The following is a 12,685-nucleotide window of genomic DNA, read 5'->3' as shown; positions in this document are numbered from 1 at the left end:
CTCTGCGAACGGAAAGTTGCCGGGATTCGCCATGGCGCGACGGAACACGCAGCGACGAAGCCTGCGGAGAGAACGGCGGCTGTGCCGGTTCCTCTTGCAGGCTTCGTCGCTGCGCCTATTCGTACTTGTCCGACTCCATGCGGCGGGCGGTATGGCGGTAGTGCATTCTCTCCAGCACGTTCTCGATCTCGTCGGGATACAGCAGCTCGATCGGAGAGATACCCTTGTCGAATTGGAAGGAATCGCCCTCGATCAAGACGACATAGCGGCCGTTCATGCGGGCAATATGAATATTCTCTCCGTATTCCGCCATCTTCGCCTTGATGGACACGTCGTCCAGCTTGAACTTGAGATCCAGCTCCGGCTGATATTCGAGAAGATGCGAAGTCGCCTGGACGACGTCGTCGTGGGTCCACTTCTCCTGAAGCTGACGCTTCTCCGCTGCCGCCCATACCTCAAGCTGGGACTCCTCGCGCTGGCGGCTTTGCTGCCAGCCCGGCGCCGAAGCGTCATGCCGGTTGACCGGAGTCCACTCCTCCGCGGGCAACGGCTCCGGGAACGCATCCGCCGCTTGCTCTTCTTCCGCGGAGGAGATGGCGACCGAAGCCGACTCCTGGATCGGCTCCCGATCCGGAGCCGTTCCCCCCTGCCATTTCGAATCCATGTAGTTCTGGACGAGCTCCATGACTTGGTCGGTCACGATCTCCGGCTTCGACTTCTCATAAGAGACATACTTCAGGAAATCCTCGAAGTAGCGGGCGTGGGACGCTTGATGGATTTTCAACTCGTACGGCTCCAGCATTCCTTCCTCCGGCATGTTCGGATACTGGATCGACTTGATGTTGCGGGCGCTGATCGCCATCTCCACCTTGGAGATCAGGCTCTTCTCGTCGGAGATTCGGGCGATCTTCGATTCGAAGTCGCACTTCAGAAGGAAGACGAACGGCTCGTCGAACAGCTCGTTCAGCTTGCCCAGAGCTACGATAAAGGCGCCCCCCCGAACGGAGCTCGTATCCATATAAGTTCGAAGAATATCGTCGCAGGCATAGTGGAACTGGCTCTTGTCGCCAGCGGTGCGCAGCTTCTGGAACAGGTTGTAGTTCGGATTGGTGTCCAGCTCATAGCCGGGCTCGACCAAGAAGCGCCCGACCTTGGTCGGCGCATTCTCCGTATTCGCGTTCACCTCCGCCTTGCGCTTGCCGATCCGGGTGAATTCGCTGTCGAGGAACGACTTGATCTCGCTGTCTTCGTAATCGAAGTGGTCGAGCGTCTGGTAATGCTTGTATCTCTTGGCCGGATCCTGCTCGGAGCTGTCGGCCTGAATGACGAAAAACGACAAAAATTGGATCGAGAATCTCATGCGCGGCTCCTTCTACGTTCTCTTGTAAAGTCCTTCTATTTTACCATTGGACTGTCGCGCCGCCAATGAGATTAGAATTTGTTCAGGCCGTTGTCCTCGAGCATCCCGCAGAGCTGGCCATGCTCTTTGATGATATGCGACTCCCCCCAGGCGCACAGCGAGTCCAGGATCGGCTTCAAGCTCCAGCCGTATTCGGTCAGCTCGTATTCGACTCGCGGCGGAACCTCGTTGTAGACGATGCGGTTCACGATCCCGTCCGACTCCAGCTCCCTTAACTGCTGGGTCAGCATCTTCTGCGTGATCTGGGGCATGACCCGCTTCAGGTCGCTCGTTCTCTTCTTGCCGTGCGTCAAGTGGCACAGGATGACGCACTTCCACTTGCCTCCGATGACCTCAAGCGTCGCTTCTACCGAGATGTTGTATTTTTTGTTGGTTGCGAGCAAAGCCCTTTCCCTCCTCATTTATTACTTTTCGGTGACTATGGTACTTCAAAGTACGTACTTCTCTTCCCATTCGATATCCTCCATACTAGCACTTGCCGGCCGGCCATGTCACACTGCAGGAGGGAATAAAGGCACATGCTGGATCAACGAAAAAGCACATTAGCGCTGCTGGCCCTTGCGGTCAGCGCGTTCGCCATAGGCACGACGGAATTTATCAGCGTAGGGCTGCTTCCGCTTATCGCGGACGATCTCGACATCCCGGTCAAGACCGCCGGCCTGACCGTAACGCTATACGCATTAGGCGTAACGGTAGGAGCGCCGGTGCTCACTTCCTTGACCTCCCGCGTTCCGCGCAAGACGCTGCTTCTCGCAATCATGCTCGTTTTTGTCGCAGGGAACAGCTTGGCTGCCGCCGCGGCCGGCCCCGCCCTGCTATTCGCCGCCCGGGTGCTGTCCGCATTCGCTCACGGCATCTTCATGTCCATCGGATCCACGATCGCGGCCGATCTGGTGCCGGAGAACCGCAGAGCCAGCGCCATCTCGATCATGTTCTCGGGGCTTACCATCGCGACCGTGACCGGCGTTCCGCTCGGAACGTATCTCGGCCAGCAATGGGGCTGGCGCGCCGCCTTCCTCGCGATCGTCGCCATCGGACTCGCCGCTCTGGTCGCCAACGGCCTTCTGGTGCCGCGCGGTCTTCGCCAGAGCGCGCGCACTCCGTTCCGCGAACAAGCCAAGCTGCTCGGGAACGGCAGGCTGCTGCTTATCTTCGCCATTACGGCGCTCGGATACGGGGGGACGTTCGTCGTCTTCACTTATTTGTCCCCGCTTCTGCACGAGGTAACCGGCTTCGCCGAGAGCGCCGTCGCGGCCATTCTGCTGGTGTACGGAATCGCCATCGCGATCGGCAACTTCGTCGGCGGCCGGTTGGCCAACCGTAATCCGCTCCGCGCTTTATTCTATATGTTCACCGTTCAGGCGACCGTGCTCCTGGTCCTGACTTTCACGGCGCCCTATGCGGCCCTCGGTCTCGCGACCGTCTTCTTGATGGGGCTTCTGGCCTTCATGAACGTACCGGGCTTGCAGTCTTATGTCGTCGTCCTCGCCGAGAAGCACGCTCCCCGGGCGGTGGACGTCGCGTCCGCCTTCAATATCGCCGCCTTCAATGCAGGCATTGCGATCGGCGCCTATATCGGCGGGATCGTGGCGGATTCGCTCGGTCTCGTCCACACTGCGTGGGTGGGCTCCATCATGGTCGCGCTGGCCGTCGGCCTGACCGCTTGGAGCCGCAAGCTGGAGAGAACGCCTAGCGGGCATACTTCTACAGCCGGCTCGGCCCATCGCAAGTCTACTACTCAATCTTACGGAGGAATCCAATCATGACTCAGCTTCACCTTCAAGACACTGTCGCTCTCAACAACGGAATCCGCATGCCGCGCCTCGGGATCGGAGTATTCCAGGTAGAAGAAGGGCAAGATCTGGTCAACGCCCTCAAGGCGGCCGTCCGTCACGGCTACAGAAGCATCGATACCGCAGCCATTTACCAGAACGAGGCCAGCGTCGGGCAAGCCATTCGCGAAGCGCTGGCGGAATCGGGCCTGAAGCGCGAGGATCTGTTCATCACCTCCAAGGTATGGAACAGCGATCTCGGCTACGAAGCTACGCTGGCCGCTTATGAAGCCAGCCTCGAACGGCTCGGTCTCGATTATCTGGACCTGTATCTGATCCATTGGCCGGTTAAAGGCAAGTACAAGGAAGCTTGGAGAGCTCTGGAGACGCTATACAAGAACGGCCGGGTTCGAGCCATCGGCGTCAGCAACTTCCAAACGCATCATCTGGAGGATCTGCTTCGAGATGCGGAAGTGAAGCCTGCTGTCAATCAGGTGGAGCTGCATCCCCGGTTGACTCAACTCGAGCTTCGGGCGTTCGGCGAGGAGCACGGCATTCAGATCGAGGCTTGGTCCCCGCTTATGCAAGGCCAACTGCTGGATCAGCCGCTGCTTAAGGAAATTGCGGAAAAGTACGGCAAGTCGGTGGCTCAGGTCATTATCCGCTGGGATCTGCAGCACGGCATCGTGACGATTCCGAAGTCGATCCGCGAGCAGCGCATTCTCGAGAACGCCTCGGTCTTCGACTTCGAGCTGACGCCCGAAGAGATGAAGGCGATCGACGGGTTGAACGAGAACCGCCGCGTCGGCCCGGACCCCGACAACTTCGACTTCTAAGGAATTCCGAATAACGAGAACAAATGACAAAAATCCCTTTGAGAAACGCCGATGGCCGGTCGGGCGCCGGGCGCTTCCTAAAGGGATTTGTTTCTTTATTGCGGTCAGGGCGGAATCAGCTCTCTCCCTGCTTCTTGCTGAGCTGCTCCTGGGCTATGCGGATCATCTCGCGCACCATGCTGCCGCCGATCCGTCCGCCGACATGGCCGACCGCCTCCGTTGTCAGCTGGCCGTTGTCTCCTTCGCGCAGAGGGACTCCAAGCGACTCCGCCACTTCATACTTCACGTCGTTCGGCCGAGCCGGGTCGACCGCGAAGCCTTCCTTGCGCATGACCTCCGCTTTCAAAGTCTCCAGCGCTCCTTCGGCGCCGTCGACGGCCGGACGTCGGTTTCTTCTTCTGGACATACGATCACGCTCCTTGTGGGCATCGGAATCCGCATCTTCCTCTGATTTTGCCCCGGAGACGTTCAAATATGCAGAGCGGCGACGGACCATGGAATTATGAGCCCGGAAGGAATCGCATGATCTTATCCAACAGGCGCTGCCATTCCACCGGCTTCGTATCGAAGTCGTCGCAGCCGGCGGCAAGCGCCTTCTCCCTGTCGCTCGCCATGGCATGCGCGGTCAAAGCGATAATCGGAATCGCCTTCGTCCTCTCGTCCGCCTTCAACTCCCTCGTCGCTTCCCAGCCATCCAATACGGGCAGGCTCATGTCCATCAGAATGAGATCAGGCGCTTTCGCCCGCGCGGCTTCTACTCCTTGCTCTCCATCGATCGCCATGTCCACCTCGAAGCCTTTGCGCTGCAGGCGACGGGACAGCATATCCCGATTCAGCTCATTGTCTTCCACCAACAAGATTTTGGCCATCTTCTATGCTCCTCCGGTTGGCTCGATCTGCGCTTCGGCACTCATCAGCCGGCGAATCTCTTCCAGCAGCAGTTCCCTGCGGGAGCTGCCTTTCTGGATGATTCTCTCCACGTAACCGTTCAATCGCTGCCTGTCCTCTTCTTCGATATCCTTGGCGGTCAGCACGATGATCGGCAGATTCCGGCCTTCTCTGCGGTCTCGAAGCTCCTTCGCGAATCCGAAGCCGTCCATATTCGGCATCATGAGGTCCAGCAGAATGAGCTTGGGCTTCAGTTTATCCAACTGCTCAAGAGCCTGGCGGCCGTCCTCGGCCCGATGGGCGCGATAACCCTCGCGCTCCAGCATCGCCGTCATCATCTGGCCGGTCACCGCATCATCCTCGACGACAAGGATCGGATCCGCGTGTCTTCTCGGAACATGCTTGTCCAGCACGGCGATCATTCTCTCCTTGTACACCGGCTTCGTCAGAAATTCCGATGCTCCCAGCGCGAAGCCCAAGCTCTTATCGTCCGTCATGGAGACCATGATAACCGGAATCGACGCGGTCAGCGGATCGTTCTTCAGCTCCGACAGCACGCTCCAGCCATCCATGCCCGGCATCAGCACGTCCAGGGAGATCAGCTTCGGCTGCAACTCTCTCGCCAAACGAACGCCCTCTTGGCCATTGCGTGCCAGCGCCACCGAGCAGCCTTCCTTGCTCAGCAATCTCTGCATCAGATGAAGCATCGACGGATCGTCGTCGATGACGAGCACCGTTTCTCCCGCTTCCGGATGAATCGCCTGGTTCTCCGGGAACGCGGGCTTTCTCTCTTCCGGCTCCTGCAGCAGAGGCAAACGAACCGTGAATTCGCTGCCTTGCCCGAACTCGCTGGCGGCTTCGATGCGCCCGCCGAGCATATGGCACAGCTTCTGGCTTATCGCCAGTCCCAGCCCCGTACCTCCGTACTTCTTCGTCGTGGACGAGTCCGCCTGCCTGAACGCCTGGAACAGATTGCCGAGCTGCTCGTCCGTCATGCCGATTCCCGTATCCTTCACGCGGAATCGGATCCCGGGCTTGCCTCGTTCCTCCTCGAAGGAAGCGGTTAGAAGGATATTGCCTTCGTTAGTAAACTTGCAAGCGTTGCTCAGCAGGTTGAATAGAATCTGCCTGAGCTTCGTCACGTCCGTGCGCATCTCTCCGGGATCCGCCTCGACCTCGATCCGGTTGCCTCGCTGCTCCAGCAGAGGGCGAACCGTCGCGACCACCTCGCCGATCATCTGCGGAATGTCGCAGGCCTCCAGGTACAGGTCCATTTTGCCCGCTTCGATCTTGGACAGGTCCAGGATGTCGTTAATGAGCGTAAGCAGGTGGCGGCCGGCTTGATGGATCTTCCCCAGATCGTCCGCTAGGCCGGGGACGTCCGCTTCCTCCGCTTCTTCCCGCAGCATCTCGCTATATCCGATGATGGCGTTAAGCGGCGTGCGCAGCTCGTGGCTCATGCTGGCCAGGAATTGGCTCTTCGTCCGATTGGCGTCCACGGCTTCGTCCCGAGCCCTCTCCAGCTCCGCGGTACGCTCGCCGACAAGCGCCTCCAACCGTCCGTTCAAGAGCCCGAGCTCGCGGCTCAGCCTCTCGTTCTCCGATGCCAGCTTCTCCGCCTGGCTCTCGGCCCGCAAGCGCGCGCTTCTCTCTTGCTCCAGCTCCCGCCGCAGTACCGAAAGTTCGCTCTCCATCCGGCTTCTCGCCTCCATGTTCAAGTCTGTTTAATCCCGGCGCCCGTCCCGTTCCTTCCGCCGCACGACTCGGACGAAAGCCTCGACGACCTCCGGATCGAAATGTTCGCCTCTCTGAACCTCGATCTCCGCCAGCGCTTCCTCATGGGTCCATGCCCTCTTGTAAGGCCTCTCGTTCGTCAGCGCATCATAGAAGTCCGCCAGAGCGACGATCCTTCCCGACAGCGGAATCTGTTCTTGCTTCAGCCCATGCGGGTAGCCCAAGCCGTTCCACTTCTCATGGTGAGTCGCCGCTATCGTACCCGCTAGCTGCAAGGCCGGGAAGACGCTTCCCTCCAGAATGCTGGCCCCGATCACGGTATGCCTCTTCATCTGTTCCATCTCCTCCGGCGTAAATCGCCCCGGCTTCAGCAGGATGCTGTCCGGAATGCCGATCTTGCCGATATCGTGCAGAGGAGTCGCCTGCCGGATGAGCTTAGCGTCTTCCTCGGGAAGCCCCAGCTCCACCGCGATCTCGAACGCGAGCCGTCCCACGCGCTGCGTATGCTGGCCCGTCTCGTCGTCCCGGTACTCGGACGTTCGGGCGAGCAGCTGCAGGATCTCGTGCTTCGCCTGCTCGAGCTCCACCGTGCGCTCGTAGATCCGTTCCTCCAGAAGCTGATTCTGGCTCTGCAGCTGAAGATGATAGAACCTCGTCTTGATCAAATTATTGATGCGAAGGACAACCTCCAGCTTGTCGAGAGGCTTCGTTAGAAAATCGTTGGCTCCAAGGTTAAGAGCTTCCGTCCGCGCTTCGGGGGTCACATCCGCGGTCAATACCACGATAGGCAGAAACTCCCGCTGGCCGATCCGTTCGCCAAGCTGCTTGAGCAGCGTGAAGCCGTCGATCTCCGGCATGTGAAGGTCCAAGAGTACGATATCCGGCCGCAGCTCTTGGAACAGTTCCAGCGCTCGGGCCGGTTCCGTCGTGCCGTGAAGGTTCTCATATCCGGCACGCCGCAAAATCCGGTCGAGCAATCCGATATTGTATTCTTGATCGTCCACGATCAGAAACTTGGCGCTTGATCTCCACTGTCGATCCATGCTGAAGCCCCATTCCATAATAATCCTGTATAGGAATGATTATAAGCGATCGGAAAGGGCAAATGAATCCATTTTTTGTTAAGTCGTGTAGAGAGTTAGCGGTTATTGTCGAATACTAGTCGAATAAGAGAGGGCGCAGCACGACGAAAAAGGCAGTTCCGGCGGTCTGCTCCAGACCGTCGGAACTGCCTTTATTCTCGATTCCAAGCTTAGCGCTCGGACACGACCGTGAAGCGTTCGTTCACGTGCTCCGGCTTCTCGATCTCGTCGACGATGGCGATGGCGTAGTCTTCGTAGCTGACATAGCTGTCGCCCTTCGAGTTCGTCAGCAGGCGGTTGCCGCCTTTCTGATAGGAGCCCGTTCTCCGTCCCAACGCGAACTCCGCGGACGGGCTGACGAAGGTCCACTTCACGCCGTTCGACGCTTGGAGATCGGCAAGGTTCTGCCCTTGGCTCAACGCGAGCGGGCGGAACATCTCGGGGAATCCTTCGGTGGTGAACAATTGTACCTTCTCTTCCGGATCGACATACAAGCTGCCCGCCCCGCCGACCACGATCAACCGGGTGCCGCTTCCTTTAAGGATGTCGATCAGGTGCTTGCCGCCGGATACGTTCAGCTCCGTCTTCTCGAAGAAGCCTACCGCGTTGACCAGCACGTCGAATGCGTTCACGTCCTCCGCCGTCAACTGGAACAATTCCTTCGCCAGAACTCCCTTGGCTTCCGCCGGAGCCTTGGAGGCCTCCCGGACGATAGCCGTCACGTCATGTCCGCGGCTGGCGGCTTCCTTCACGATATTGCTTCCCGCTCTTCCGTTTGCACCGATTACGCCGATTTTAGCCATCTATGCTTCCTCCGATTCTATGATTGATTTCATTCGTTAACCTGTAACCATCATAGTTACATTTAATCGCTTTGTCAATCCGTTTCGCTAGCTTGCCCTGCCGGCAGCTCCGCTATAAGCACAGAAAAGCCGTTCTCCGAAGCCTATTCAGGCCTCGAAAACGGCTATTCTTACGATTGATGCGATTTTTACCACTGATGCGACTTTTAACGCCCGCCTGGCGCCGAGGATTTTTTACCCGCCAGAAGGAAAAAGAACGCAAGCGCAAGCACATCCGCCGACGCAATCACGATCCCCATGGGAATGGCGTTGTCGCTGCCGCCAAGGCCGACCAGAGGCGAGACGATTCCTCCGAAGATAAAGGACAGCACCCCGAGCAGCGCCGAAGCGCTTCCCGCCGACTCCCCTTGATCGCGCATCGCCAGCGAGAATGACGAGGTGCTGATCAGACCGACGCTCGACACGACGATGAAGAGCGCAGGCAGGATCGCCCATAATCCCGCCTTGCACAGAACCGCGGCAAGCAGGGCGACACCCGCCGCTGCCGCCAGCGACAGGCCGAGCAGCAGCGTGCTTCTGTCGTTGACTTTGCCGGCAAGCCGGCCGGCCAATTGGCTGCCGAGAATGATGCCGAAGCCGTTCACGGCGAAGATGACGCTGAACGTCTGCGGCGACACTCCATAGATATCCTGCAGGACGAAGGGAGAGCCCGCGATGTAGGCGAACATCCCCGCCATGGCGAGTCCTTGCGACATCGCGTATCCGACGAAATCCCGGTTCCGGCCGATTCGGCCGAAAGAGCGGAGCGTTGTCCGAAGGCCGCCAACCGAACGCATCCGCTTCGGAAGTGATTCCGGCAGCGCCAGCAGGACAGCGAGCAGCGTCGCTCCCCCGATGAGCGCGAGCACGAAGAACACGCCGCGCCAATCGGTAACGTGGAGCAGCTGGCCGCCCGCGATCGGAGCCGCGATCGGAGCTAGCCCGTTCACGAGCATGAGCAGCGAATAGAACTTCGTCAATTCCGTTCCGGAATAAAGATCGCGCGCCATCGCCCTGGAGATGACGATTCCGGCGGATCCCGCCAGTCCCTGAAGGAAACGAAGCGCCAAGAACAGCCCGATAGACGGGGTAAACAGGCATAGAAACGATACGACGGTATACAAGGCAAGACCGACCAATAACGGAATCCTTCGCCCTCTTACGTCGCTTAAAGGGCCCGCTAGCAGCTGCCCGAACGCCAAGCCGATCAGGCAGGCCGTCAGGCTTAGCTGCGCCATGGATGCGTTCGTCCGAAGATCCTCCGCGACGGAGGGCAAGCCCGGCAAGTATAAATCGAGAGAAAACGGCCCGAAAGCCGACAAAATGCCCAGAATAACGGCGATGCCCGCTCTGCTGCGGGAAGGCGCTGCGCTTGCCGATTGTAGCCGATTCATGATGTCCAGTCCTTCCTGTAATGACTCTTGCCCAGCCTGAGCCATTATAGTAACGAGAGGGAGGATCGTCAATCGGGCATGGCTTCCTCATCGAATTCGGAGGCGAGATTGATTGGTTTTTCTGCGGCGATAAGTTTATTCGGCAATCTTCCAATTCCAGTCACATTCGTAAAACCTTCTAATTGACAGGTGTACATCTCCGTTGTCTAATTAGGATGACACCTGACATGACCGGAGGCCTACACCGTTGACCATCAAAGCCAAGATCTCCGCCTTCATAACGGCGCTAGTTGCAATCATTCTGATCATGAATATATCGATTTATTATTATTCGTCTAAGAACGACTTGGAGCACCGAACAGAGAATCAGATGAGCATTATCGCCAAGCAGATCGGCTTCACCGTGGAGGCCACTCAGACCTCCCGCAAAGCGATGGAGGATACTGCCGGCGTCATGCTTCGGATTGCCGCGCTTGCGGCCAAGGAGAGACTGGATCCCGATATCGCCAACGTGACTAACGAGGAGCTCGTTCCCTTGGCCAAGGACCTGGGCGTCCAGCACCTGACCCTCTGGGTTCGCAAGCCGGACGGCGATATCGTTGTCGCCCGTTCCTCCGATCCGAAGGAGATCGGCCAGAGCTCCAGGACTTGGGACTATTGGTTCACCGCTTTTAACCAACTGTTCGACGACCATGCCGTTACGATCCCCGAAGGCGAGAAGATGGAAAATTACTGGACCGGGCCGATCAACTTCTCGACCACCAATCCGAATCGCATAAACAAGTGGGGCTACTATTACGACGGCACGACCAATTACATCATCAACCCGCTCATCAACGCCAAGCCGTTTCTTGATTTTCAACAATCCGCCGGCACGGATGCCGTTATCCAGAAGATCGTCCGGGACAATTCGGATGTCCTCGACATCTCCGGCTTCGACCCCCGGTTCTTCGGCAAAGAGAAGATTATCAAGTACAAGAAGGGCAATCCGGTCTACAATCTCGACGTTCGGGATGTCGTGTTCGGATCCTATTCTTATCCATCGGAGAAGGATGCCGGGCACATTCTTCAGGCATCCGAATCGCAGGAGATCGTGACCGTCAAGGAGAACGCTAACGGAGCGCGGTTGATCAAAACCTTTATACCGCTCGACGTCGCCAATCATTATGTCGTCGGCATCGTCTCGGACGGGGAAGCCATCCATCAGGCCCTAAGCCACCAGCTTATCGTTCAGATCGTGATCTCGCTCATCCTCGCGGCTGCCGCCCTGTTGATCAGCTACTTCCTGGCCGGAGTCCTGCTGATGCCGATCAACCGAATCCTGGAGACGGTCAACGAGATGGCCAGAGGGCGCCTTGACAGTCGGCTAGAAGTCCGGAAGATGGACGAGCTGGGTAGGCTTTCCACCCGAATCAACGCCATGGGCGACAATCTGGAGCATTATACCTCCAGGCTGGAAGAGACGGCCGAAGAGCTTCGCAGCACGAAGCAGTACCTGGAATCGTTCGTGAACCATACCTCCGATGCCATTCATCTGTCCGATCTGGAGGGCAATATCACCCAGATGAACAAAGCGTTCGAGACCCTCTACGGTTGGGCCGAGAGCGAGATCATCGGCAAGCGGCTGGCGAACGTCCCCGAGGAGCATGCCCAGGAGTACCGGAAGGTCTGGGAGATCGTGGTTCGCGGCGGCGCCGTCACCGGAATCGAGACCGTGCGCTGCGATAAGAACGGGACGCTTCTGGACGTCAGCTTGACCGTATCGCCCATTCGCGACGAAGAGGATCGGATCGTCGCTGTGGCGACGATTACCCGCAATATCACCGAGCGAAAAAAAACCGAGGAGATGCTGCGGCAATCCGAGAAGCTGGCGGTGGTGGGGCAGATGGCGGCCGGCTTCGCGCACGAGATTCGCAACCCGCTGACGACGCTGAGGGGATTCGTCCAGCTGCAGAAGAAGCAAGGATCGCTTCAACCGACCTACTTGGAGATCATGCTGTCGGAGTTAGACCGCATCAACCATATCGTCGGGGAGCTTCTGATTTTCTCCAAGCCGCAGCCGGTCCGCTTCCAGGAGGCGTCCGTGAAGGACATCCTGCAGGATATCGCGACGATGCTCGACTCGCAGGCCAAGCAGAACAATATCGAGCTCCAGCTGCTTTGCCCGAACGAGCTGCCGGTCGTGCGCGGCGAACCGAACCAATTGAAGCAGGTATTCCTTAACCTGATCAAGAACGCGATGGAGTCGATGCCGGACGGAGGCGCCCTGCTTATCGAAGCAATGGAGGCTCCGGATCATCAAGGGGTCAGCATTCGCGTCATCGACCAAGGAGAGGGAATTCCGGAGGAGGCTCTGAGCCGGCTCGGCGAGCCGTTCTATTCGACCAAGCCGACCGGCAACGGACTCGGCCTCATGGTCAGCCAGCAGATCATCGCCACGCACAAAGGCAGCCTGAAGTTCACGAGCAAGCTCGGCCAAGGAACCGTCGCCGAGGTGAACCTTCCCGCATCCCATACATCCATCGTGCTTGGGCCGGGGAACGGTTCGCCCTCTCCTACCATTGCGTAAGCGAGTTGGCGCGGCAAATGGGCAAAATGCAGGCGTTGTCCTGTAGCGATCAGGCCGGGTAGGATTGGCAAAGCTTAGGAACGAGGGCGCGGTCGGGTTCGGGGACAGCGTCGCGATCGGGGTAGCTGGCGGAGGGTGGCGCTAACGG

The 12,685-nt window shown here is 58.5% G+C and carries 11 protein-coding genes; 3 read left to right on the top strand and 8 right to left on the bottom strand.

Going from position 1 to position 12,685, the window contains the following annotated elements:
• Positions 1–115: 115 nt before the first annotated feature.
• Complete coding sequence (locus tag ELR57_RS01690; protein ID WP_126956598.1) at positions 116–1,360, bottom strand: DUF3900 domain-containing protein; 1,245 nt, start codon at positions 1,358–1,360, stop codon at positions 116–118.
• A gap of 71 nt (positions 1,361–1,431) precedes the next feature.
• Complete coding sequence (locus tag ELR57_RS01685; protein WP_238162371.1) at positions 1,432–1,803, bottom strand: winged helix-turn-helix transcriptional regulator; 372 nt, start codon at positions 1,801–1,803, stop codon at positions 1,432–1,434.
• A gap of 135 nt (positions 1,804–1,938) precedes the next feature.
• Between ELR57_RS01685 and ELR57_RS01680 the strand changes: the two genes are divergently transcribed.
• Together ELR57_RS01680 and ELR57_RS01675 are read left to right on the top strand one after the other, a co-directional pair.
• Positions 1,939–3,186 (top strand): MFS transporter, encoded by a 1,248-nt coding sequence (locus tag ELR57_RS01680; RefSeq protein WP_126956594.1) that lies wholly within the window; start codon positions 1,939–1,941, stop codon positions 3,184–3,186.
• Positions 3,183–4,028: an aldo/keto reductase gene (locus ELR57_RS01675; RefSeq protein ID WP_158629895.1), complete on the top strand. Its 846-nt coding sequence runs from the start codon at positions 3,183–3,185 to the stop codon at positions 4,026–4,028. The genes ELR57_RS01680 and ELR57_RS01675 overlap by 4 nt, the downstream gene beginning before the upstream one ends.
• A 115-nt stretch (positions 4,029–4,143) precedes the next feature.
• On the opposite strand, the gene ELR57_RS01670 is transcribed toward ELR57_RS01675, so the two are convergent.
• The 6 genes from ELR57_RS01670 to ELR57_RS01645 all read right to left on the bottom strand — a co-directional run bounded on the left by ELR57_RS01670 (position 4,144) and on the right by ELR57_RS01645 (position 9,968).
• Complete coding sequence (locus ELR57_RS01670; protein ID WP_126956590.1) at positions 4,144–4,434, bottom strand: alpha/beta-type small acid-soluble spore protein; 291 nt, start codon at positions 4,432–4,434, stop codon at positions 4,144–4,146.
• A gap of 94 nt (positions 4,435–4,528) precedes the next feature.
• A complete protein-coding gene (locus ELR57_RS01665) occupies positions 4,529–4,897 on the bottom strand; it encodes a response regulator (RefSeq protein ID WP_126956589.1) in 369 nt (122 codons plus the stop codon).
• 3 nt (positions 4,898–4,900) lie between these two features.
• A complete protein-coding gene (locus ELR57_RS01660) occupies positions 4,901–6,610 on the bottom strand; it encodes a hybrid sensor histidine kinase/response regulator (protein ID WP_158629894.1) in 1,710 nt (569 codons plus the stop codon).
• Positions 6,611–6,640: 30 nt separating this feature from the next.
• The gene (locus ELR57_RS01655; protein WP_126956585.1) at positions 6,641–7,693 is read right to left on the bottom strand and encodes an HD-GYP domain-containing protein; all 1,053 of its coding nucleotides are present in this window, start codon (positions 7,691–7,693) and stop codon (positions 6,641–6,643) included.
• A 209-nt stretch (positions 7,694–7,902) separates the two neighbouring features.
• The gene (locus tag ELR57_RS01650) at positions 7,903–8,535 is read right to left on the bottom strand and encodes an NAD(P)-dependent oxidoreductase (protein ID WP_126956583.1); all 633 of its coding nucleotides are present in this window, start codon (positions 8,533–8,535) and stop codon (positions 7,903–7,905) included.
• Positions 8,536–8,741: 206 nt separating this feature from the next.
• Entirely contained in the window at positions 8,742–9,968 is a 1,227-nt protein-coding gene (locus tag ELR57_RS01645; RefSeq protein ID WP_126956581.1) for a multidrug effflux MFS transporter, read from the bottom strand.
• 247 nt (positions 9,969–10,215) lie between these two features.
• Here ELR57_RS01645 and ELR57_RS01640 point away from each other — a divergent pair, with 247 nt between their 5' ends.
• Entirely contained in the window at positions 10,216–12,537 is a 2,322-nt protein-coding gene (locus ELR57_RS01640; RefSeq protein ID WP_238162370.1) for a PAS domain S-box protein, read from the top strand.
• Positions 12,538–12,685: the final 148 nt, after the last annotated feature.

The organism is Cohnella sp. AR92 (assembly GCF_003990975.1).
GTDB lineage: Bacteria > Bacillota > Bacilli > Paenibacillales > Paenibacillaceae > Cohnella.
This window is presented reverse-complemented; position numbering and strand designations above follow the sequence as displayed.

Bases quoted from the DNA above. Each gene is read 5' to 3' on its own strand.
- ELR57_RS01690 (WP_126956598.1), bottom strand. From the start codon at position 1,360: ATGAGATTCTCGATCCAATTTTTGTCGTTTTTCGTCATTCAGGCCGAC.
- ELR57_RS01680 (WP_126956594.1), top strand. From the start codon at position 1,939: ATGCTGGATCAACGAAAAAGCACATTAGCGCTGCTGGCCCTTGCGGTC.
- ELR57_RS01675 (WP_158629895.1), top strand. From the start codon at position 3,183: ATGACTCAGCTTCACCTTCAAGACACTGTCGCTCTCAACAACGGAATC.
- ELR57_RS01670 (WP_126956590.1), bottom strand. From the start codon at position 4,434: ATGTCCAGAAGAAGAAACCGACGTCCGGCCGTCGACGGCGCCGAAGGA.
- ELR57_RS01665 (WP_126956589.1), bottom strand. From the start codon at position 4,897: ATGGCCAAAATCTTGTTGGTGGAAGACAATGAGCTGAATCGGGATATG.
- ELR57_RS01660 (WP_158629894.1), bottom strand. From the start codon at position 6,610: ATGGAGAGCGAACTTTCGGTACTGCGGCGGGAGCTGGAGCAAGAGAGA.
- ELR57_RS01655 (WP_126956585.1), bottom strand. From the start codon at position 7,693: ATGGATCGACAGTGGAGATCAAGCGCCAAGTTTCTGATCGTGGACGAT.
- ELR57_RS01650 (WP_126956583.1), bottom strand. From the start codon at position 8,535: ATGGCTAAAATCGGCGTAATCGGTGCAAACGGAAGAGCGGGAAGCAAT.
- ELR57_RS01645 (WP_126956581.1), bottom strand. From the start codon at position 9,968: ATGAATCGGCTACAATCGGCAAGCGCAGCGCCTTCCCGCAGCAGAGCG.